Here is a 23,330-nt window from a genome sequence, read left to right on the forward strand (position 1 = left end):
CCGTTCCGGCCCGAATAATTTTGCTCACAGAATTAATGAGTGAAATATGAAGGCAAAAATCATTGCAATAACAGCTCTTGTATCAGCTTCCCTGAATCTGAATGCACAGAAACTTTCCTATACTCCCGATCTTGTTTTAGGACATCGGTCGTATACCTATATGCACAATGTCAACTATCAGCTGAATGAACGGCTGAAACTGAACAATCTTACCTTATTTGATACGGAATACACCAAAGACAAAGAAAATATATTCTTCATCAGAAATACGCTGGCTTACAGCTTTACCAAAAGGCTGAGTGCCAATGCGGCATTTGGAATTAAAAACCCTGGAGCATTTTTCAGTGCTTATCTGCAATACAAGATCGTCCAGCCGGGCTATTCTCTCGCCTACTCCATAGGAACAACCTATCAGAAAGGATTTTCTCTGGAACAGTCCATATCATTTGAATACACTCCTTATCTGACGGGTAACCTTAAAGGATATTTCAGTGTGCTGGCTATAGGAAACCTTGATGACAGCGGGTATCCCAGAGGACTGCAGTTCATCAGGCTTGGTGTAAAACAGGATAAAATGATGTACGGGCTGGCTTCCAATTTTGATCAGTTTAACAACGGAAAAAAGACCCTGGAAAATATCGGGGCATTTATAAAATATAACTTTTAAATAATAATACGAAATGAAAAAGAACATTGATTTAGGAATGCTTATCACCAGAATAGCTATTGGATTTCCGATGTCGGTTTATGGAATCAGCAAACTGATCCACGGAGTTGGATTTATTAAAGATATGATGGCCATGCACGGTTTACCCACATTCTTTGCTTATGGTGTCTTTGCAGGAGAAATTATAGCTCCCGTTATGTTGATTATAGGATTCCGGGCACGCCTTGCAGGGATGGTTTTTGCTGCCAATTGCTTTACGGCCACCATCCTTGCACAGACAGCCAATATTTTCAAGCTTAATGAATTTGGAGGCTGGGCTTTGGAATTACTGGTGATCTATATGCTGGTAAGTCTAAGCTTTTTCTTTACAGGTGCCGGAAAGTATGCAGTTTCAACCCAAAATAAGTGGGATTAAAATACTCAGAAACTTTCTATTCATTATTGATAAACCGGAGTCTAAGGATTCTGGTTTATTTTTTGCCAAATGACAATAAAACAGGCATCGGATCACCAGTTTCATTCCGTATTTTTACAGTAAACTTAATCATCCTTTATGAAAGAAGTTATCGTGTATCAAATTGATTCTTTTACCAAAGAAAAATTCAAAGGAAACCCTGCAGGAGTTGTATTGAACGCTGAAAATATGACGTCTGAAGAAATGCAGCTTATTGCCAGAGAGCTTAATAATTCTGAAACGGCATTTGTTTTCAGACCTGATAATCCCCAGGAAAATTTTGATTATCATGTCAGGTATTTTACCCCTACTACAGAAGTACCCTCCTGCGGACATGCTACCATTGCCGCACTCTACGCAAAAGCTCAGGAAGACCAGCTGGATTCCTGTACCATTACAATCAAAACCCAAATCGGAATACTGCCTATTCATATTGAAAGAGAAAACAATGATTATCTCATCACCATGACACAGGGAAAATTTGAGCTGAGTCCTGTTTTTGATGCTTCAATGACCCAAAAAATTGTGCTGGCCCTGGGACTGACAATGGATGATCTTGATGAAAAATGCCCCGTACAAATCGCTTCTACAGGTCATTCAAAGGTAATGATCGGCATTAAAAGCAATATGACCTTACGCCATCTGGTTCCTGATCTTACCACTTTGACAAAGCTCAGTAAAGAAATCGGTTGTAACGGGTATTTTGTATTTACTTTTGATACCAATGAAAAAGAAATATTAACCAATGGAAGGATGTTTGCCCCTGCCATCGGTATTACTGAAGATCCGGTAACAGGAAATGCAAACGGTCCTTTGGGTGGTTATTTTATTCAGAACAAGATCATAGAAACTACTGATGACATTTTTGAATTTACCGGAAAACAAGGGGAAGCCATCAACAGGATTGGTAAAGTAAAAGTACGGGTCAGCGTGAAAGACAATCAGCCCGATATCATCAGTATTACCGGAAATGCAGTAGGTGTTTTCAGAACCACTATGGATTTGAAATAATTCTGACATTTATATTAAAAAATTGTCCCCACTGAATAAAACGGATCGTCATTAAGATGAATCAAAATTTGAATACAATGAAAGAATTCTTATTAGTCTTCCGTGCAGACTACAAGTCTATGCCCAAGACATCACCGGAACAAATGCAGGCCAACACCCAGAAATGGATGAACTGGATTGCAGGAATTGCTGCGCAAAATAAACTGGCAGACAGAGGAAACCGTCTGGAAAGCACAGGGCAGGTTATAAAATCCGGCGGAATAATTTCTGATGGCCCTTACGCTGAGATTAAAGAGTCCATCATGGGATACACGCTTATCAACGCGGAATCTATTGAAGAAGCCACTGCTTTATGTAAGGAATGTCCTATCCTGTTATTTGGAGGAAGTGTAGAAGTAAGGGAAATCAGTAAATTGTAATCATTACCTTAAGTCAAGCCTTTTTACCAGTCATGACCAATCCGAATGAAATAACACCGCATTTATTCAGAACTGAGTACAGTAAAATTGTTGCTGTACTTTGCAGAAGTTTTGATATCAAACATATGGAAATTGCAGAAGATATTGCCAGCGAAACCTTTCTGAAAGCTTCGGAATATTGGGCATTAAACGGACTTCCTGATAATCCTGCAGCCTGGCTTTACACAGTGGCTAAGAATAAAGCAAAAGATTATTTCAAACACCTTTCCATTATTGAAAAAAATAAAAAAGATGAAGCAAGCACTGCAGAAAAAGAGCATCCAACCATAGATTTCGATACCAAAAACATCTCTGACAGCCAGCTGGAAATGATTTTTGTGACCTGTAATCCTGTCAATTCCCTGGAAACCCAAATATGCCTGGCTCTTCAGATTCTCTGCGGCTTCAGTGTGGAAGAAATCGCCAGCGCTTTTCTTTCTAAAACAGAGACTATAAAAAAACGTTTGCAACGAGGGCGGGAAGCTCTCAGAATGCACCATTTTACGATAGATTCTTTAAGTGAACAGGATATTCACCAACGACTGGAAACGGTACTGGCTACTTTATATTTATTGTTTAATGAAGGCTATTTTTCAAGAACGAATGATTTTTTGATCCGTAAAGACCTTTGCCTGGAAGCCATAAGGCTTACTCTGATCCTTACTGACAATCCGTTTACCAATACACCAAAAACCAATGCATTGCTGGCTTTAATGTGTTTTCAGAGTTCAAGGCTGGATGCAAGGACCAATGATGAAGGAGAGACTATTCTTTTTGATGAGCAGGATGAAGCATTATGGGATAAAACTTTGATCGAAAAAGGCAATTATTACCTGATTGAATCCTGTCAGATGAACAGTACTTCCGTTTCAAAATACCACCTGGAAGCAGCTATTGCGTATTGGCATACTTCATCTGCCAAAGATAAATGGCCGCATATTTTAAACCTGTACAATCAGCTTGTAATTATTGAATACTCTCCGGTTACTTCCTTAAACAGGGCTTTTGCTTTTTCCAAAGTGTATGGTAATGAGATCGCTGTTGCTGAAGCAGAAAAGCTTAATCTCACCGGAAACGAATATTATCATGGCTTGCTGGGATATTTATATTCTGAAATCCATCCGGACCAGGCGATTTATCATTTTGAAGAAGCAATCCGTCTGACCAAATCAAAGCCGGAAAAACAGACTTTACAGAAACAGGTTAATCTTTTAAAAACAAAGTAAATTTCAAGATAAAAAAGCCTCCCGATAATCATCAGGAGGCTCTTCTTTTATTATTTATCATTTACAGCATTGAGAAAAAAGTCTTCTTTCCCAATAAGATAGATGTCGATCAGCGCTTGTTTCTTGATGTTAACAATATCACCGTTTTTAATCTTGTACTTTTTTTGTAAAGGCTTTCCGTTAAAATAAACAGTGTCTGAATCAAGCAGAAGGTCCAATTTAGATGATGAAAGACCTAAGCAGGTCCTGATAACGGTTGAAATTCTTATATTAAAATCAAAAGAACACTGTATCTGAAACGAAATGATTTCACTCTCCATACTGATCAGATCTTCAACAGGAATGCCATTGTATAGAATTTCATACTCTACACTTTCCAGATCTGTTTCTACGTTATTTTTCCGTTTTATCTCCTGCGAGAAGGCGTATTGCCAGGCAATTTCCGTATTATTTTCTGAAAATTTATTGAACAGTTCTTTACTGACAGATTCTGTTCTTATTCTTGAAAAAACAGTCATGTTATAGGTGCTGCTGCATTTTACACATCGGTAAATCAACCATATATCAATATTCTTTTTTTGAGCATTCAGTCTGAACTTATCGCTGCAATAAAACCTGTCGCTGTTACAATGACTGCATTTCTTTTTTAGTAAGGGAGTATTTTTCGCTTTTACCTCCCAAATATGTTTTGTACTCATTACTTATAATCGTGCTTGCTATTCTTTGTTGGATTTTTTCCATATTATGCACGCATTACAAGAAGGTTGATACATCTGAGATTTACCCAAAGACTATTCTTAAGGTATAATTTGATCTGTATTTCAGTCTTTGAAAATCATAATGATTAAGACAAAACAACAGATATAGCTGCCTTTGCAGGCAATGCAATACATAATATGATGAAATGAAAACCTGTTCGGGCAGAATTACCCAAACGAAAGAACGATCAGCCTGTGGTTACGGAGACTGATACTAAGCAGTAATAAGTTTAAGTGTTGTTCTCAAAACGACCTGTTTACTTGGTTATGATAAAAATAATCATTTTCAGTGAAGAACAGTCCATTTTTTCATATTAATTCAAAAAGAAAAACCAGCAGCCTTTATTTCCCATAGAAATTGGTTTCTTAAAAATGAACCATACAACAAATAAAAATTGAACCATACAGCAAACTTACCTTTTCTGTTTCTGGCGAACTTTGTCATATTAAAATCATCAAAATGAAACAGATTAATAAAATTTACATCAACGGTGAATTTGTTACACCGAACGGAACAGAAACATTTGACCTTATCAATCCCACGACCAATCAAAAAACAGGAGAAGTTGTTCTGGGAAATGAAGAAGACACCCGAATGGCCATCGCTGTAGCAAAGAAAGCTTTTAAAACCTTTTCAAAAACGACAAAAAAAGAACGTATCGGTTTACTTCAAAAACTGCATGAAGCTGTGAGCAAGCGGGAAGATGAACTGGTTTCTGTGATGGTAAATGAATATGGTGGAACCCTGCAGTTCTGCAGAATGAGTGTTCAAAATGCAATTTCAGCCTTTACAACAACCATTACCACTCTGGAATCTTATGACTTTGAAAAAACGGTTGGACATTCTAAAGTACGTTTTGAATCTTTGGGAGTGGTAGGAATCATTACCCCATGGAATGCCAGCAACAGTTTTATCTGCAATAAACTGGCTACCGCTATTGCTGCCGGATGTACAGCCGTTATCAAACCAAGTGAAATGAGTGCTGCCCAAACTCAGCTGCTTACTGAATGTTTCCATGAAGCCGGTCTGCCCGCAGGGATATTCAATATTGTAAACGGGTTAGGAAATGTAGTAGGTGCAGAGATCACCCAGCATCCCGATATCGCAAAAATATCTTTCACCGGGTCCACACTTACAGGAAAAGCTATTGCGAAAGGAGCCGTAGACACGATGAAAAGGGTAACCCTTGAACTCGGCGGAAAGTCTCCGAATATCATTCTTGAAGATGCCGATCTGGAAAAAGCTATTCCTATGGCTGTTTTCGGAGCGTACATGAACAACGGGCAGGCTTGCATCGCTCCTACCCGCCTGCTTGTTCCCCAAAACCGACTGGAAGAAGTGAATGAACTGGCTAAAAAAGCTGCAGGACAGGTAAAAGTAGGAAACCCTAACGATGAAGATACTCTTGTAGGACCTATGGTAAGTACCAAGCAGTTTGAAAGGGTACAAAACTACATCCGTCTTGGACAGGAAGAAGGCGCAACTCTGCTTGCAGGTGGTGAAGGTAAACCGGAAGGCCTTGAAAACGGTAATTTTGTAAAAGCAACCATCTTTACCAATGTTCGTAATGATATGCGTATCGCTCAGGAGGAAATTTTCGGCCCGGTACTGTCTATTATTCCTTATACTAATGAGGAGGAAGCTATAACAATTGCCAATGACACCACTTATGGTCTGGCGGCTTATATCAGTTCTTCCGATAAAGAGCATGCGGAACGTATTGCCGCACAGATTGATGCCGGAAGAATCTGTATCAATGGATTTTCGCATGATCCTTATGCTCCTTTCGGCGGGTTTAAGCAAAGCGGTATCGGCCGTGAGTATGGTATATTTGGACTGGAAGCTTATCTGGAACCTAAGACCATTCTTGCCTGATAGTAAAATCCTCAAAGTCTGTGAATAGGGACTTTGAGGATTTAAACAATAAGTACCCCATTATTGATACTAAAAAAGTTTTGTAAGTTTGAAAAAAGAATCGATCAAGAAATAACTGTCTGAGCCATGAGCGAAAATACTATTCCTTTACCTATTAATTATTCCTGTCATTTTTCAGAATTCAGGGAAGGAGAACAGTTTGCACGAATCCATAGCCTGGGGCTGGTTCTTTCCGGGGAAATGGAGCTGAATGACGGGACCACAAAGACGATATTTAAAGAAGGGGAACTTTATTCTGCGAGAAAAAACCGTCTCCTGAAGTTTGCCAAATATCCTCCTAAAAATGGAGAGATAAGAACAGTCACCATCTATTTTGATGAAGCCATCTTACGTGATTTCAGCCGTGAATATGGATATCAGGCAGAGAAAAAGGACAATGTTCCGGCTTTTATAAAACCGGATCAAAAGGCATTAACTTCTTTTATGTACTCTTTACTGGCCTATGAAGAACTTCCTGCTTCCACAGAACTTCTGCGTCTGAAACAGAAAGAAGCTTTACTTCTGATGCTGAGCGATGATCCAGGTCTTAAAGATATTCTATTTGATTTCTCTGAGCCTTACAAAATAGATATTGAAACTTTTATGAACAAAAACTTTCATTTCAATGTCAATGTAGAGCGATTTGCTTATTTGACCGGAAGAAGTCTGTCTGCCTTTAAAAGAGATTTTCAAAAGATATTTGGGATACCGCCAAGACAGTGGCTGCAGCTTCGGCGATTAAAGGAAGCTCATTTTCTGCTGACCCAAAAAGGGAGATCGGTTTCTGATATTTATCTGGATCTTGGCTTTGAAAATTTATCGCATTTTTCCTTCGCATTTAAAAAGCAGTTTGGCTATCCGCCAAGTTCATTACAGGCGAAATAACTTAAACTTCATCTAAGAAAAAGGATCTGAAAGCAAGGATCACCAGAATGACAACAGCTATTGTAATGATTTTCACTTTCATATCGCTTTTAAGATTATCAAAGAATAAATGAATATAATATTACACGCCCACCCTATTTTTATCCTTTTAAAATAACAGACCGTGCTATGAAAATCATAACACGATCTGAATTGTGGAATCTAATTATTTTAAAGTTTTTTTAAAGTGCGTATTCTACGGAAGCTTCTTTAGCTGCGGCCACCATTGCTATCAAAGCTTTTTCTGTTTCTTCCCAGTGTCTTGTTTTCAGTCCGCAATCGGGGTTTACCCAAAGCTGGTTCGCAGGGATCACGTTTTGAGCTTTTCTCAGCAGTTCAATCATTTCTTCTTTTGACGGAACTCTTGGGGAATGGATATCATATACTCCGGGACCAATTTCATTCGGATATTTAAAATCTGCGAAAGCATTCAGCAGTTCCATCTGGGAACGGGAACATTCTATGGTAATTACGTCTGCATCCATATCAGCAATATTTTCAATAATATCATTGAATTCCGAGTAGCACATATGGGTATGAATCTGTGTAGCATCTTCCACACCGCTTGCTGAAATCCTGAAAGCTTCAACGGCCCATTTCAGGTAGCTCTGCCATTCTGCTTTTCGTAACGGAAGCCCTTCTCTTATAGCCGGTTCGTCAATCTGAATGATTCTGATCCCTGCTTTTTCAAGATCCACAACCTCATCACGGATAGCCAGAGCAATTTGCTTGCACGTTTCTGAACGGGGCTGATCATCACGTACAAACGACCATTGTAAAATCGTAACAGGACCTGTCAGCATTCCTTTTACCCATTTTTCAGTCTGGGATTGTGCATATTGGGACCAATATACCGTCATTGGTGCCGGGCGGGAAACATCACCAAAGATCACAGGAGGTTTTACACAACGGCTTCCATAGCTCTGTACCCAGCCGTTTTTGGTGAACACAAACCCTTTCAGCTGCTCCCCGAAATATTCCACCATATCATTACGTTCAAATTCTCCATGCACCAATACATCTATTCCTATTTCTTCCTGCCACCTAATGGTTCTTTGGGTTTCTTCTTTCAGTAAAGTATCATATTGCTCTGCCGTAAGCTCTCCTTTTTTGAATTTTGCCCTCCAGCTTCTTACCTCCGTAGTTTGTGGGAATGACCCGATGGTTGTTGTTGGGAATACAGGAAGCTGTAGTACTTTCTGTTGTTCTTCTTTACGGATTCTGAACGTATTTATCCTTTGAGCATCTTTTTCAGTAACTTCATTTGCTCTTTGCTTCACTTCATCATCATGAATAAGGGAGGATGTTCTTCTGCTCGCAATTGCTTTTTTATTTTCTTCAAAAGAGGCAAGAACCTGTTCATTTTCTGTTCCGGATGCCAGCTCTTTAAGCGTTACCACTTCTGTCACTTTTTGTTTGGCAAAAGCCAGCCAGTTTTTAATTTCCGGGTTAAGAGTGGTTTCAAAATCCAGATCACATGGCGAATGCAGTAATGAAGAGGAAGGAGCAATCAAAACCCTTTCTGACCCCAATTGATCAACTGCTTTTTGAATGAAAGACAAAGATTTTTCATAATCATTTTTCCAGATATTTCTTCCGTCAACCAATCCTAATGAAAGACTTAAGTTTTCCGGAATAACATTCAGAATACCGTCCAGCTGTTCAGGATTTCTTACCAGATCTATATGTAATACATTCACCGGAAGTGAGGCTGCCAGCAATCCGTTATCATTTAATCCTTCAAAATAAGTGGCCACAATAAATTTCAGTTTCGGGAAACGTTTTCTTATTTCAGTGTAAACGAAATGATATGTTTCTTTCGCTTTCTCCGTTAAATCCAACGCTAAGAAAGGTTCATCAAACTGAATCCATTCTGCACCCTGTTCCTGAAGTTTTGTTAAAATCTCTATATATACGGGAAGAAGGCTTACAGCCAGATCCAGTTTATCAAATCCTTCTTCTTTTTCTTTTCCCAATAACAGATAAGAAACCAGTCCGATAATTACCGGTTTTGCATTGATTCCTGCCTGTTTTGCTCCGGAAAACTCATTGAAGATTTTATCTGAGCTCAGTTTAAACTGCTGGTTTTTATAAAATTCAGGAACAATATAATGGTAGTTGGTATCAAACCATTTTGTCATTTCCATCGCAGTGATATCCAATCCTTCTTTCTGATATCCTCTTGCCATAGCAAAATAAAGATCCAGTTCAGAATTATTCTTTTTAAGCACTACTTCATGATAACGTGTGGGAATTGCCCCTACCACAAGGCTCATGTCCAGCACCTGATCATAGTATGAAAAATCGTTACAGGGAATAAGATCTATTCCTGCTTCTTTCTGAATGTTCCAGTTTTGGTTACAGATATTTCTGCCTGTATTCAGAAGCTCTTCCAAAAGGATTTTACCTGACCAATATTGCTCGCAGGCTTTTTTGAGTTCTCTTTTGCTACCAATACGCGGATAGCCCAGAATGTGAGTTTGCATTTTTTTAAACTTTTTAATTAAACTTATTGATAAAGTCTTTTTAAAATGCTTCGTAATGTTTTAACAGATAAGAAGTTCAGGAAAATAATGACATAGCGAACGACGTAGTTTCCCCGGAAGAGAAAATACATAAATCCGATATATCATCTGTATGACCCAAAGCTTCAGACCGCGAAAGCATCGTCAGTTCAGTAAAGGCAGGTCTCCTGACTTGTAACAGTTTCCGTCATCCTTCCCGCATTTTGGCAGTGGATATACAAGGACAGAAACTTTTGGTATGTTACTTACAGTTGCGCGACAGCTCGTGATTCTCACACGATTCCCTATTAATCTACGTTATGTAAAACCTTTCCTGTTTGATGAAGTATCTCTAAAGAACTGTACTTTTACCTATGATGATGATCATCAGTAAAAGTTTTTAATCTTGTGTAAAATTAACAATACAGAATAAAAATACAATTAAAATCAAATTATTAAGCAAAATAAACTTTTAAAAACACAATAAAAAGCATATAATTCTCTACATTTGACTGTTTTTATAATCTAAAAGAATAATATTCTGTGGAACAACTCGATGATAAGGATATACAGCTGCTCAGGCTGCTCCAGAAAAATGCAAAACTGACCGTTAAAGAGCTTGCAAAGGAAGTGAACCTCTCTACTTCCCCTGTTTTTGAAAGGGTAAAAAGACTGGAGCAGGAAGGATTTGTGAAAAGGTATGCAGCTGTTCTTGATGCTGAAAAGCTCAACCGTGGGTTTACGGTTTTCTGTCAGATCAAACTGAAAATTCACGACAGATCTGTAGGCTATGATTTTGTGAAAGAAATTTTAGAAATTGAGGAAGTGGCGGAATGCTACAATATTTCCGGAGATTTTGATTTTCTTCTGAAAGTTCAGGTACGGGATATGAAGCATTACCAGGATTTTGTGTTTAATAAACTTGGATCTGTAGATTCTATCGGGAGTACCCACAGTACATTTGTGATGGCTGAGGTGAAAAACAATCATGGAATTACTATATAATAAGAATGGAAAATTGAGAATTAAAAATAGCATGACTTAACCTGTCAAATCATAATGGCCGACAGGCATCATCTTTAATTTTTTTAATTCTCAATTTTCAACTTTCCATTTCATTAGTTTCCTTTAAAGTCCGGAGTTCTTTTTTCTATAAATGCTCCGATGCCTTCATTATGATCTTGTGTCGTAAACAATTCTCCGAATAAGGCGGCTTCCTGTTTCAATCCCTCTCTGATATGCAGTTCAAATCCTGCATTTAAAGACTGTTTTGCTTTTGCCACGGCTACAGGCCCTCTTGCAGCAATTGTTTCTGCCAGTTTTTGAGCTTCGTTCAGTAATTCTTCAGGAGCAAAAACATGATTAACAAAACCGAAATCTTGACACACCTCTGCAGAATAAAATTCTCCGGAGAACACCATTTCTCTTGCTTTGTATAATCCGATAGCTCTTGGAAGGCGCTGGGTTCCTCCAAAACAAGGTAATAATCCTAATGTCACTTCAGGAAGTCCAAATTTTGCTTTCCCACTGGCAAGAATAATATCACAGGATAATGCCAGTTCACAACCTCCTCCCAATGCAAAACCGTTCACAGCGGCGATCACGGCAAAGGGAAGTTCCTCAATGGCATTAAAAGCAGTTTGTGCAGCAATAGAAAAAGCTTCTGCTTCTGCAGGAGTCATCTGCTGCATCGCTTTAATATCAGCTCCTGCAACAAAAGCTTTTTCTCCGGAACCGGTAATGATTAATACCCTGATATTTTCATCTGATTTTATCTGGTCGGCAAATGATTTCAGTTCCTGTAAAACCTGTTCATTCAATGAATTTAAGGCCTGCGGACGATTGATTGTTAAAGTTCCAATGTGTCCGTTCTGTTGATATAGTAATGTTTCAAAAGTCATTTTTAAAGATCTCTGTTTAGAAATTGAATAATACTTGAAAAGTCTGTTTTCCCATTCCCGGATTCACTCCACATTCTGTATAAATTCAATGCAGTGTTTCCTAGGGGTGTGGATGTTTTCGTTTCCAGGCCTGCTTCTGCAGCAAGGCCCAGATCTTTTGTCATCAGGTCAACGGCAAAACCACCGGAGTAATTACGGGAAGCGGGAGCATTTTCCATCACTCCAGGATAAGGGTTATACACGTCCAGAGACCAGTTTTTTCCGGAACTTTTCTGCATAATCTCACTTAATATCTGGGGATTAAGACCATGTTTTACCCCCAGATTGATGGCCTCAGAAGTTCCGATCATATGAATGGCCAGCAGCATATTATTACAGATCTTGGCAACCTGTCCCGCTCCGGATTCTCCGGCATGAAAAATATTCTGTCCCATACATTTGAGTATCGGCCTGGCTTTTTCGTAGTCTTCCTGTTTACCGCCAACAATAAAGGTGAGTGTACCTGCCTGAGCTCCGGCAGTTCCTCCGGAAACAGGGGCATCTATCATTCTGCAGCCTTTTGAAACAGCAAGTTCAGCCACTGTACGGGCTGTAACGGCATCAATGGTACTGCTGTCGATCAACAATGTGTTTGGTTTCAGGCTGCTTATAAATTCCTCTGAATAAAGATCAGCCACATGTTTTCCGGAAGGCAGCATCGAAATCACTACATCTGCGTCCTTACAGGCAGCTACAGCAGATTCGGCAGCCTGTCCTCCTTCTGAAACCAGTATTTTCAAAGCTTCTTCTGAAAGATCAAAGCCCATCACATGATGACCTTTTTTGATCAGGTTAACGGCCATTGGCCCACCCATATTTCCCAATCCTATGAATGCTATATTTGACATAATTTCTTAGTTTAAAGTTTAAAGTTGAGAGTGCAAAACTCTTTATTGATTAAAAACATCTATAAAACCGGATGTTTAAAACGGAGAATAAAAATTTTATTTTCAATACTTAAATCTCTATTCTCAATTTTTCATTTTCCATTTTCAATTCTTTAAAATAGGAATCTATCCATTCTTCCGTGATCTCTTCCCATGTTGCAGGCTGCCATTTCGGAGACATATCTTTGTCTACCAATAATGCTCTTACCCCTTCTGCAAAATCAGGGTGGATACAGCACTGGCACGACAGGTTCAGTTCAGACTGAAAAACCTCTTCAAGACTTAAATCTTTACCTTGTTTCAATTGTCTGAAAATAATGTGCGCTGAACTTGGAGATCCGGCTTCAAAACTTTTTACACTGTTACTGATCCATTCATCTTTATCATTATGACTGATTAATATTTTTCTGAAATCTTCCAGAGAGTCGATTTCTTCAAACTGCTTGATAAAAGAAGCGTGTAATTCCGCTTGAGACTCAGGAATAATGAATTCTTTTGAAATATTTCCGAGAATATGGGAAACAGTTTTATGAGATGCTCTGTTCCAATCTGCCTGCAGAAGGGCATTCAGAATAGTCTCTTTTGAAGAGGATTCTATGTAATAATCTGCCAGTCCTAAGAATTTACAATCTGCACCATCCAATCTTGCGCCTGTTAAACCTAAGTAAATTCCATAGGCAGAAGGCATTTTATTCAAAAACCAGGTTCCGCCCACGTCAGGGTACAGGCCAATTGTAATTTCGGGCATTGCCAGCTTACTTTTTTCTGTAACGATGCGGTGTGAGGCACCTACCATCAGACCAATTCCGCCGCCCATGACGATTCCGTGTCCCCAGACGATGACAGGTTTTGGATAGGTATGGATGGTATAGTCTACCTGATATTCTTTTGAAAAGAAGTCGAAACAGTCCTGCGGTACCTTTGTACCATCTATTTTTCGCTGGGCAATAATAACATCATGTAATTTTCTTACATCACCACCTGCACAAAATGCTTTTTCGCCAGCTCCCTGAAGGAATATGCAGGCTACTTCATCAGAGGTCTTCCAGCTTTCCAAAACAATTTTCAGTTCTTCTATCATTTCCAATGACAGCGAATTGAGGGTTTTCTCTGAATTCAGGGTAATAATACCGACGTTATTTTTTATTTCTGTTATGATTACACTCATGGTAATTAATTAAAAATTGAGAATTGAAAATTGAAGATTATTATTAAAAGTAGTCTGAACTTTACAAAACCGTAAAAGTTTAGACAGCCTCCTGGTTAAATGCTACATTGATGAAAATCTGTTGATCACCTTATTTGTAAAGTAGCTCCTTCTTCAAGGATCTTTCTTGAAATCACGAGTTTCATAATTTCATTGGTTCCTTCCACTACCTGATGCACTCTGGCATCGCGCATCAGCCTTTCGACCGGGAAATCCTGCGTACAGCCATAGCCGCCTAAAATCTGAAGGGCCTCGTTGCATATATTAAAACTCATATCCGTAGCGAGTCTTTTCGCCATTGCACAATAAGTAGTGGCATTGGGATCTTTGCCATCAAGCTTAAATGCTGCCAGCTGTACCATCTGACGCGCTGCAACCAGTTCTGTGACCATATCTGCAATTTTAAACTGAAGAGACTGAAACTGAGCCAGTGATTTTCCGAACTGCTGTCTTTCATGCATATAGCGCTGGGCCTGATTAATTGCTCCCTGGGCTGCTCCTACAGAACAGGTTCCGATGTTGATGCGGCCTCCGTCTAATCCTTTCAGAGCTATTTTAAATCCTTCTCCTAATGTTCCTAAAAGATATTTCTCTTCTACCTCCACATGATCTAAAAACACAAAACGGGTCGGCTGTGTATTCCAGCCCAGCTTTTTTTCTTTTTCTCCGAAACTGATTCCAGGAGTATCCGCATGTACCACAAAAGCACTGATCCCTTTGGTCCCGGATTCTCCTGTACGCGCCATGACAATTAATATATCACTTTCACCTGCTCCTGAGATAAATGCTTTGGTTCCGTTAATACTATATTTATTTCCTTTTTTTACAGCTGTTGTTTTAAGCCCTGCTGCATCTGAGCCTGAGTCTGGTTCAGTAAGGCAATAGGAGCCCAAGAGTTTGCCTGATGCCAGATCCGGACATAATTTTTTCCTGATTTCATCAGTTCCAAACTCATCAACCATCCATGAAACCATATTGTGTATGGTAATATAGGCTGTAGTGGAAGGACATGCTGCTGCTAATTCTTCAAATATAATAGCAGCATCCAGCCGTGATAATCCCAATCCTCCGGCTTCTTCACTGGTGTATACACCGCAGAAGCCCAATTCTCCGGCCTTAACAATAGCTTCTTTGGGAAATTTCTTTTCAGCATCCCATTCCGAAGCATATGGAAACAGCTCTTTTTCAGCAAACTTTCTCGCAGCATTCTGAAATGCCAGCTGATCTTCATTTAGGTTAAACTCCATAGTATTGAGTTGAAAAATTATTTGAATTGAGAATGAATAATTGAGAAGGCTAACTATTTCAATTACCCATTTTTCCTTATTTTAAATTAATGGTCATATTCACGCTTCCTCCCGGCACATCTTCTTCAAACCAACGGGCGGTAATGGTCTTGGTTTCGGTATAGAAACGAACACCTTGTTTTCCGTAAGAATGCAGATCGCCAAAGAATGATTTCCGCCATCCTGTAAAAGAGAAAAACGGCAGTGGAACAGGAATCGGAAGATTAACTCCAATCTGCCCGACTTCAATTTCATGCTGGAATTTTCTTGCAGCAGCCCCTGAATTGGTAAAAATAGAAGTTCCGTTTCCATATGGGTTTTCATTAATGATTCTGATCGCTTCATCTAATGTTTCTGCCTTTAATAAGAGTAATGCAGGGCCGAAAATTTCTTCTTTGTAGATATCCATATCCACCGATACATTGCTAAATAAGGTTGGTCCTACAAAATATCCGTTTTCATAGCCTTCTACAGCACAGCTGCTTCCATCCAAGAGAACTTCTGCTCCCTGGTCGTAAGCACTTTTGATTAACCTTAGCACTTTTTCTTTAGATTGCTTATTGATTAATGGACCAAATGCAGCAGATTCATCAGACCAGACTCCCGGTTTTATTGTACTTAAAGCAGTTTTAATATCTTCTATCCAGTTTTGTGCCTCTCCTACCAATACCGCTACACTGATCGCCATACATCGCTGGCCTGCCGCACCACAGGAAGCTCCCACCAGATTATTGATCACCTGATTTTTATTGGCATCTGGCATGACCACCATATGATTTTTGGCACCGCCAAAAGCCTGAACTCTTTTCAGATTATCGGTTCCTGTGCGGTAAACGTGTTCTGCAACCGGTACAGAGCCTACAAATGAAATAGCCCTGATGTCAGCATGGTTCAAAATATGATTTACCTGATCTTTAGTGCCATGTACAATATTTAATACGCCTTTAGGAAAGCCTGCCTCCAAAAACAGCTCTGCCATTTTCATAGACGTCATAGGAGTCTGCTCGGAAGGTTTTAAAATAAAGGTATTACCACATGCTATCGCCATAGGAAACATCCACAGAGGAATCATAGCCGGAAAGTTGAAAGGAGTAATTCCTACACAGACGCCGAGAGGCTGAATGTAACTGTAAGTATCTACCCCTCTTGCTACGTTTTCTACTGTTTCCCCCATCATCAGGGTGGGAATATTACAGGCATGCTCTACCACTTCTATACCGCGCCATACATCTCCCATAGCATCGGCAAACGTTTTTCCATTTTCTTTGGAAAGAATTTCCGCAATTTCTTTTTGATGTTCTTTTAAAAGGTGCTGATATTTCAGAAACAGTCTTGCTCTTTCCGGAGTGGCAACTTCTTTCCAGATTTTGAAGGCTTCCACAGCGGCTTCAATGGCTTCATCTATTTCAGATAATTCTGTGAGAGGAACTTCTGCAAGGATCTCCTGTGAAGCAGGGTTTTCTACAGGAAGATAGTTTTTCGTTTTACTTTCTGTAAAATTTCCATTGATTAATATTTTTATTTTTTGTGACATAGTTTTTAAATTAAAAATGGAGTATTGAACGTTTAATCATAAAAAATGAGAATGGAGAATTGATCATTTTTCAAAAAAATACCGACTATTCTTTAAAAACGTTTTGATACTCAATTCTCCATTTTCTTATTGATTTTAAATGACTAAAAGATCTACAAATTCATTGACGTTAAGATTCACCAATGTGTCATATTCCAATGATTTTTCAAGGATCGTTCTTTGTTGTTTTTCCGGGAAAATACGGGCAAGATTAATTTTATATTTCTTGATCAGTTCCGGAATACCCTCATCTCTTCTGCGCTTGTGCCCAATAGGATATTCTACCACTATTTCGTCTAAAACAGTTCCGTCATTAAGTTCTACCGTCATCGCATTCGCAATGGAGCGTTTCTCCGGATCGTGATAATCTGCCGTAAACTGAACGTCTTCCACACATTCAATTTTGTCACGAAGTACATCAATTCTTGGGTCTGAAGCGATGTTATCTTCATAATCGGCAGCTGTCAGTCTTCCATAGATCAAAGGTACTGCCACCATATATTGGATGCAGTGATCACGGTCAGCAGGATTATTCAACGGTCCTTTTTTATCGATAATTCTAATAGCAGCTTCATGGGTACGGATGGTAATTTTTTTGATATCATTTGTTGTTTTCCCAAGGTCTCTTAAAGTTGCGTGTAATGTCATTGCGGCTTCCACTGCTGTCTGTGAGTGAAATTCAGCAGGAAAAGAAATTTTAAAGAGTACATTTTCCATTACATAAGAGCTGTATTCTCTTTGGAATTTGAATTCATTTCCTTTGAAGGAGACATCATAGAATCCCCATGTTTTTGCAGTCAATACAGATGGATAGCCCATTTCTCCTGTTTTTGCAATCAGCGCAAGGCGTACCGCTCTTGAAGTAGCATCTCCTGCAGCCCACGATTTGCGGGAACCTGTGTTGGGAGCGTGGCGGTAAGTTCTTAAAGACTGCCCGTCCACAAAAGCCAGTGATACGGCATTGATAATTTCTTCACGGTTTAATCCGATCAGCTTTCCTACTACGGCTGTAGAAGCGAGCTTTACCAATAAAACGTGGTCCAGCCCTACTTTATTGAATGAATTTTCCAGTGCCATTACGCCCTGAATTTCGTGGGCCATGATCATTGCTTCCAGTACTTGCTCCATTTTTAAAGGTGCTTTTCCTTCGGCAATATTTGTTCTGGATAACCAGTCTGCCGTTGCTAAAATTCCTCCAAGATTATCAGAAGGATGCCCCCATTCTGCAGCCAGCCATGTATCATTGAAATCCAGCCAACGGATGATAGCCCCGATATTGAACGCTGCCTGAATGGGATCCAGCTGGAATTGGGTACCCGGTACTTTTGCTCCGTTAGGAACTACTGTTCCTTTTACTACAGGTCCCAAAAGCTTTGTACAGGCAGGGTAAGTCAATGCTTCCAGACCACAGCCTATTGTATCAAGAAGACAGTAATGGGCAGTCTTCCATGCCAGGTCATTTTTAATTTCGTAGTGTAAGACATAGTCTGCAATGTTTGCTAATACCTGATCGGGTTGTGGTCTTTCGTTTGAGATGTGTGAACTCATTTTTTTATCGTTGAAAAATTTAATTAAGTAAAAGTTAAGAGTAAAAAATTGAAAATGAATGATTACTTTTTCATTTCGACATTCTATTTTTCCATTATTTCCGGTCGTTGATGGACACAAATTCTTTGTTTTCCGGCCCTATATAGTTGGCACTTGGACGAATAATCTTCCCATCCTGTCTCTGTTCTATGATATGGGCACTCCATCCGGTCACTCTTGAAATGACAAATAACGGGGTAAACATCAGGGTAGGAACTCCCATCAGATGGTAGGAAACAGCGGAGAACCAGTCCAGGTTCGGGAACATTTTCTTCTCTTCCCACATGATCGTTTCCAGTCTTTCAGCAATAGTATACAGCAGCATATCTCCTGCTTCTTCGGAAAGCTCTTTAGCCACCTTTTTGATGACTACGTTTCTCGGATCTGAAATGGTATACACCGGATGCCCGAATCCAATAATCACTTCTTTATTTGCAATACGCTGGCGGATATCGCTTTCAGCTTCATCCGGCGAATTATAACGGCTTTGGATTTCAAAAGCAACTTCATTAGCACCTCCGTGTTTTGGTCCTCTTAAGGCGCCAATGGCTCCGGTAATTGCAGAGTAAATATCAGATCCTGTTCCGGCAATCACACGGCTGGTAAATGTTGAAGCATTGAATTCATGTTCTGCATAGAGGTTTAATGAGATTTCCATTGCTTTTACCCAGGAATTCGCAGGTTTTTTCCCGTGTAACAGATGAAGGAAATGCCCTCCAATCGTATCATCATCGGTTTCTACATCAATTTCTTTTCCATTATGGGTATAGTGATACCAATATAACAGGCCTGAGCTGAAAGACGCCAGTAATTTATCTGCTATATCCCTTGCCCCTGCCATATTATGATCATCTTTTTCCGGCTGAATACTTCCGATAGCAGAAACCATAGAACGCATGACATCCATTGGATGAGCGGCTGCAGGAATACTCTTAAGAATATTTCTCACAGAATGAGGCAGGCCTCTCAAAGATTTCAGCTTTGCTTTATAGTTTTTCAATTGTGCTCCGGTAGGCAGCTGGCCATAGATTAAAAGGTAAGCTACTTCTTCAAACTGTGCTTTCTCTGCCAGATCCAGAATATCATATCCTCTGTAATGGAGATCGTTTCCACTTTTTCCAACACTGCAAAGAGCAGTATTACCTGCTGCTACCCCTGAAAGCGCAACGCTTTTTTTAGGTTTAAATGTAGGTTCACTGTTAGTTGACATTATCAATTATTTTGTTTAAAAAGGTTGTCTAATTTTTGTTCGTAGTCATAGTATCCAATGCTTTGATAGAGTTCTTCCCTGGTTTGCATGGTATCTAATACATTGGCCTGCGTTCCGTCTTTACGGATGTGTTCAAATACATTTTGAGCCGCTTTATTGGCAGCACGGAAAGCAGAAAGCGGATAAAGAATCAGTCCCACACCTGCATTTTTTAATTCTTCTACCGTGTACATACTGATCATCCCGAATTCGGTAATATTAGCCAGCACCGGAATTCCTGCAGCTTCAACAAATTTGTGGTAAAGGCTTAAATCAGGAACGGCTTCTGCAAAAATGAAATCTGCACCTGCTTCTTTGTAAGCGACCGCTCTTTCCAATGTTTTTTCCAATCCTTCATTAGCAAACGCATCGGTGCGGGCTCCAATTACAAAATTTTCATCGGTACGGGCATCTGCAGCCGCTTTCAATCGGTCTGTCATTTCTTCTTTGGTTACCACTTCTTTTCCCGGGCGGTGTCCACAGCGCTTTGCACCTACCTGATCTTCAATATGCAGAGCCGCAGCTCCGGCTTTAATCAGTGATTTTACAGTTCTTGCCACATTGAATGCTGAAGGGCCAAATCCGGTATCAACATCTACCATGAGTGGGACATCGCAAACATTCGTGATACGCTGAACGTCAATCAATACATCTTCCAGCGTGGTAATCCCTAAATCCGGAATCCCCAGAGAGCCCGCAGCAACTCCGCCGCCTGAAAGATAAATTGCATTGAAACCTGCCTGCTGTGCTAACAGTGCATGATTGGCATTGATGGTGCCAACAATCTGAAGGGGACTTTCTTTTCGCATGGCCTCCCGGAATTTCATGCCGGGAGACTTCAAACTTTCACTTGTAGTCATTATAATATTTTATTGTTTAGTTGAAATTTGTTTACAGAAAACCATGAACAGGCATCAGAATAGCCACCGCTATTCAATGATGGGGTAAAAAGGAAATCAAAAAGAAACTGATTGGTTTTAACCGATTTTTGCAATCCTGAATTATACACCATTACCTCCCTGCAAACCTGTTTATTTCCAAGTCTGCTGCTCCTGCATGAATAATCGACATCTAATGGGTACATTTTTTTTACTTTTTATATTGATTAAATCCTCATAAAAAGTTCCGGTAAGCTTCACAATGCCTGTGAGAAAGAAAAGTATGGAAAAGGAAAATACGATGAATACACGATAATGAAAGAGTATGCTACTCTACTACTTATCTGCATCAAAAAATAACATGAGCTGACAAAAAATATTGATCCCACTGTTATCCATATCGTATCATACCTGACTATAAGCTTCAGACCGCGAAAGCATCGTCAATTCGAAATAGGCAGGTCTCCTGACTTGTAACAGTTTTTATCGTCCTTCCCATATAACGAGGTATACAGTGGACCTTTATTTGATAAAAACCTTGATGTTACTTACAGTTGCGCGACAGTTCGTGATTTGCACACGATTCCCTTTTAATACACAGCTAAGTGTAACCAGTTTCGGTTGATAAAGAAGATGTTAAGAACTCCTTGGTGGTAAATATAGGTATTTTATAAAAACATGAAAGATATTTTATGCAAACAATAATTATTTAACCATAACCCATTGATTATGTTATTATTAAAAACACATTTTTCACCCAGCAGACATTGTAATTTAGATTATTCTGCTCATTTTTTGTTACAAAATCCTTAAGATATGTCGTTAAAAAATCAAACAAGTTCAAAGAAACCATCTACTTGTTATTGTTTTTCATTCTGGAATTAAAGCGTTTTTTTAAACTATTTTTTTAGCGATAATGGATGCCCATTTTCTGGCTTCAAATGATCTTTTTTATATCATTTTCAGTCAAAAATTTAATCTTTATTCTTCAATCCATTTTCTGAAAGCAGATGTGTTACTCTGGCTTGTTATAAGGTGGGCTTGCTTTCCTTTTATCCGGATAGACAGTGTATTTTTGTTGTAACGCTCTATCCTTTCAATATGTATTTTCTGAACGACTTCACTTCGGTTAATTCTGAAAAAATCCGAAGGACTAAGCTGGTTTTCAATTTCTTTTAGCGTAGATTCACTAAGCAAATGTTTTTTTCCTGCAGCATCAAAAGCAAAGACAATTCCCTCTTCTGCTTCAAAGAAAGTGATATCCTCAGTATTTAGAAAATAAATTCCCTGGTGTGAGGAAATCGTAAATCTTTTTTTATATTTTTTCTCTATCTGACTGCTATTGAGCATTTGCTGAAGCTTTATCAGGACATCATTTTGTTCTGATGCGGAGGTTTTCAATACAAGAAATTTATCCCATGCTTTTTGGAAACGTTGCAGTGAAAATGGCTTTAAAAGATATTCTATACCGTTGCTTTCAAAGGCATTCATCCAATACTGATCATAAGCTGTAGTGAAAATTACCGGGCTGGAAATACTTACCTGATTGTATATTTCAAAGGCATTTCCATCCAATAGCTCTATATCAGAAAAGATCAAATCTACTCTTGATTTTTTTAAAAAAGTAACGGCTTCTTCTACGGTAGCAATCTCCGCAAGGATCTCAACCGGTTCTTTTAATTCGCTGATAAAACGTTTTAACTTGTTTCTGGCGGGAATTTCGTCTTCGATAATTATAACTTTTATCATTTTTTTATACTGGAATTATAGGAAGTGTTACTGCAAATCCGGTTTCTGTTTTAAAAATTTCCACCTGTCGGTCGGTTAATAACGCATATTGTTCTTTAAGATTATTCAACGCTCTTCCTGAAGTTTTTTTACTGTTACGCTTGGGTATGCTATTATTTGAAACGGTTATTGCCTGATCCAGATTTATTGTGACCAAAACCGGATTTGTAAGGCTTCCAAGATTATGCTGTACTGCATTTTCCAGCAGCAGCTGTAATGAAAGCGGAATAATCTTTCCTTGTGATTTTATATGATTTATTTGTAATGAGTAGGCTTTTCCGTATTTGTATTGTATCAGATTAAAATATTTCTCTGCAAAAGCAAGCTCTTCTTCCACTGCTACTAATTTTTTATCGGAAACCTCTAAAACATAGCGGTATATCTCTGCGAATTCATTGAGAAAGTCTGAAGCGGCTCGTTTATCTTCTTCTATAAGCTGATCCAGAATATTGAGATTATTGAACAAAAAATGAGGATTAAGCTGGGCTTTCAGCTGATTGATCTTACTTTCAGACAATGCATGATCATAAAGAGCCAGCTGTTTCTGATAATCTGTATTCTTCTTGTAGTAACGGTATGCCAGAAAAAAACTTCCATAAATAAAACCCCCGATCAAATCTGAAAAAGTAGAAAGAATAACAACTTCCTGATTAAAATTCTTTTCAATCTTCCCAAAAGCAAAGGCAATCAAAAAACCTATTATCTTCATCACCAGAAGGTACGTCAACAGTGACGAACTGAATATTTTAAGGATCTCAGCAATACTGAATGTTGACGACTTCTGCCAGTTCTTGATGAAAAAATCAATCACAAAAAACAGGATACACGCGCTAATGAGCGTTACAACTGCGGCTTCCGGAGTGAAAATATACCAGTCTAAGGTTCTCCTTATCCCTATCCGGGTATGAATAGACTGTACATAAGCGAACAAAAGGATAAACAGAAGAAAGTATCTGTTTTGGCTGATCTGTTTTACAATAGCTTTCATTGGCTATGGGTGGTCATTTTTCTGCAAAAA

Annotated in this window: 21 protein-coding genes and 2 riboswitches; of the genes, 8 read left to right on the forward strand and 13 right to left on the reverse strand. The window is 39.0% G+C overall.

Going from position 1 to position 23,330, the window contains the following annotated elements; translation table 11 throughout:
* Window positions 1-46: 46 nt before the first annotated feature.
* The 5 genes from FW781_RS18460 to FW781_RS18480 all read left to right on the forward strand — a co-directional run bounded on the left by FW781_RS18460 (window position 47) and on the right by FW781_RS18480 (window position 3,816).
* Complete coding sequence (locus FW781_RS18460) at window positions 47-667, forward strand: hypothetical protein (protein ID WP_149388757.1); 621 nt, start codon at window positions 47-49, stop codon at window positions 665-667.
* Window positions 668-680: 13 nt separating this feature from the next.
* The gene (locus tag FW781_RS18465) at window positions 681-1,082 is read left to right on the forward strand and encodes a DoxX family protein (RefSeq protein WP_149388758.1); all 402 of its coding nucleotides are present in this window, start codon (window positions 681-683) and stop codon (window positions 1,080-1,082) included.
* 138 nt (window positions 1,083-1,220) lie between these two features.
* Window positions 1,221-2,132 carry a PhzF family isomerase gene (locus tag FW781_RS18470; protein ID WP_149388759.1) on the forward strand — a complete coding sequence of 304 codons (912 nt, stop codon included), beginning with the start codon at window positions 1,221-1,223 and terminating at the stop codon, window positions 2,130-2,132.
* Between the two features lie 77 nt (window positions 2,133-2,209).
* Entirely contained in the window at window positions 2,210-2,551 is a 342-nt protein-coding gene (locus FW781_RS18475) for a YciI family protein (RefSeq protein WP_149388760.1), read from the forward strand.
* A 32-nt stretch (window positions 2,552-2,583) separates the two neighbouring features.
* Window positions 2,584-3,816 (forward strand): RNA polymerase sigma factor, encoded by a 1,233-nt coding sequence (locus FW781_RS18480; RefSeq protein ID WP_149388761.1) that lies wholly within the window; start codon window positions 2,584-2,586, stop codon window positions 3,814-3,816.
* A gap of 50 nt (window positions 3,817-3,866) precedes the next feature.
* On the opposite strand, the gene FW781_RS18485 is transcribed toward FW781_RS18480, so the two are convergent.
* Entirely contained in the window at window positions 3,867-4,514 is a 648-nt protein-coding gene (locus FW781_RS18485; protein ID WP_149388762.1) for a DUF1062 domain-containing protein, read from the reverse strand.
* A gap of 520 nt (window positions 4,515-5,034) precedes the next feature.
* Between FW781_RS18485 and FW781_RS18490 the strand changes: the two genes are divergently transcribed.
* Both FW781_RS18490 and FW781_RS18495 read left to right on the forward strand, forming a co-directional pair.
* Complete coding sequence (locus FW781_RS18490) at window positions 5,035-6,450, forward strand: aldehyde dehydrogenase family protein (protein WP_149388763.1); 1,416 nt, start codon at window positions 5,035-5,037, stop codon at window positions 6,448-6,450.
* Between the two features lie 126 nt (window positions 6,451-6,576).
* Window positions 6,577-7,374, forward strand: a complete 798-nt coding sequence (locus tag FW781_RS18495) for a helix-turn-helix domain-containing protein (protein ID WP_149388764.1) — start codon at window positions 6,577-6,579, stop codon at window positions 7,372-7,374.
* 221 nt (window positions 7,375-7,595) lie between these two features.
* Here FW781_RS18495 and metE read toward each other — a convergent pair whose 3' ends face one another.
* Entirely contained in the window at window positions 7,596-9,899 is a 2,304-nt protein-coding gene (gene metE / locus FW781_RS18500; RefSeq protein WP_149388765.1) for a 5-methyltetrahydropteroyltriglutamate--homocysteine S-methyltransferase, read from the reverse strand.
* Between the two features lie 179 nt (window positions 9,900-10,078).
* Window positions 10,079-10,265: riboswitch (cobalamin riboswitch) on the reverse strand.
* A gap of 195 nt (window positions 10,266-10,460) precedes the next feature.
* On the opposite strand from metE, the gene FW781_RS18505 reads away from it, so the two are divergent.
* On the forward strand, window positions 10,461-10,922 hold the full coding sequence (locus FW781_RS18505) for an Lrp/AsnC family transcriptional regulator (RefSeq protein WP_149388766.1): 462 nt from the start codon (window positions 10,461-10,463) through the stop codon (window positions 10,920-10,922).
* A 113-nt stretch (window positions 10,923-11,035) separates the two neighbouring features.
* On the opposite strand, the gene FW781_RS18510 is transcribed toward FW781_RS18505, so the two are convergent.
* The 11 genes from FW781_RS18510 to FW781_RS18560 form a co-directional block, all read right to left on the reverse strand.
* The gene (locus FW781_RS18510) at window positions 11,036-11,818 is read right to left on the reverse strand and encodes an enoyl-CoA hydratase/isomerase family protein (protein WP_149388767.1); all 783 of its coding nucleotides are present in this window, start codon (window positions 11,816-11,818) and stop codon (window positions 11,036-11,038) included.
* A gap of 2 nt (window positions 11,819-11,820) precedes the next feature.
* Window positions 11,821-12,705, reverse strand: a complete 885-nt coding sequence (mmsB, locus tag FW781_RS18515; protein ID WP_149388768.1) for a 3-hydroxyisobutyrate dehydrogenase — start codon at window positions 12,703-12,705, stop codon at window positions 11,821-11,823.
* 109 nt (window positions 12,706-12,814) lie between these two features.
* Window positions 12,815-13,912 carry an enoyl-CoA hydratase/isomerase family protein gene (locus tag FW781_RS18520; RefSeq protein ID WP_149388769.1) on the reverse strand — a complete coding sequence of 366 codons (1,098 nt, stop codon included), beginning with the start codon at window positions 13,910-13,912 and terminating at the stop codon, window positions 12,815-12,817.
* Window positions 13,913-14,037: 125 nt separating this feature from the next.
* Window positions 14,038-15,198, reverse strand: coding sequence for an acyl-CoA dehydrogenase family protein (locus FW781_RS18525; RefSeq protein WP_149388770.1), 1,161 nt, complete (start codon window positions 15,196-15,198; stop codon window positions 14,038-14,040).
* 76 nt (window positions 15,199-15,274) lie between these two features.
* Entirely contained in the window at window positions 15,275-16,771 is a 1,497-nt protein-coding gene (locus FW781_RS18530; RefSeq protein ID WP_149388771.1) for a CoA-acylating methylmalonate-semialdehyde dehydrogenase, read from the reverse strand.
* A gap of 135 nt (window positions 16,772-16,906) precedes the next feature.
* Entirely contained in the window at window positions 16,907-18,358 is a 1,452-nt protein-coding gene (locus FW781_RS18535; protein WP_149388772.1) for a bifunctional 2-methylcitrate dehydratase/aconitate hydratase, read from the reverse strand.
* Between the two features lie 94 nt (window positions 18,359-18,452).
* A complete protein-coding gene (gene prpC / locus FW781_RS18540) occupies window positions 18,453-19,607 on the reverse strand; it encodes a bifunctional 2-methylcitrate synthase/citrate synthase (protein WP_149388773.1) in 1,155 nt (384 codons plus the stop codon).
* Window positions 19,608-19,609: 2 nt separating this feature from the next.
* Window positions 19,610-20,506 carry a methylisocitrate lyase gene (gene prpB / locus FW781_RS18545; protein ID WP_149388774.1) on the reverse strand — a complete coding sequence of 299 codons (897 nt, stop codon included), beginning with the start codon at window positions 20,504-20,506 and terminating at the stop codon, window positions 19,610-19,612.
* Window positions 20,506-20,730 carry a hypothetical protein gene (locus FW781_RS18550; RefSeq protein ID WP_149388775.1) on the reverse strand — a complete coding sequence of 75 codons (225 nt, stop codon included), beginning with the start codon at window positions 20,728-20,730 and terminating at the stop codon, window positions 20,506-20,508. The genes prpB and FW781_RS18550 overlap by 1 nt, the downstream gene beginning before the upstream one ends.
* 233 nt (window positions 20,731-20,963) lie before the next feature.
* Window positions 20,964-21,155, reverse strand: a riboswitch (cobalamin riboswitch).
* Window positions 21,156-21,505: 350 nt separating this feature from the next.
* The gene (locus FW781_RS18555) at window positions 21,506-22,273 is read right to left on the reverse strand and encodes a LytR/AlgR family response regulator transcription factor (protein ID WP_149388776.1); all 768 of its coding nucleotides are present in this window, start codon (window positions 22,271-22,273) and stop codon (window positions 21,506-21,508) included.
* Between the two features lie 4 nt (window positions 22,274-22,277).
* Window positions 22,278-23,300 carry a sensor histidine kinase gene (locus tag FW781_RS18560; protein WP_149388777.1) on the reverse strand — a complete coding sequence of 341 codons (1,023 nt, stop codon included), beginning with the start codon at window positions 23,298-23,300 and terminating at the stop codon, window positions 22,278-22,280.
* Window positions 23,301-23,330: the final 30 nt, after the last annotated feature.

The sequence above is a fragment of the Chryseobacterium panacisoli genome, from assembly GCF_008274625.1.
GTDB lineage: Bacteria > Bacteroidota > Bacteroidia > Flavobacteriales > Weeksellaceae > Chryseobacterium > Chryseobacterium panacisoli.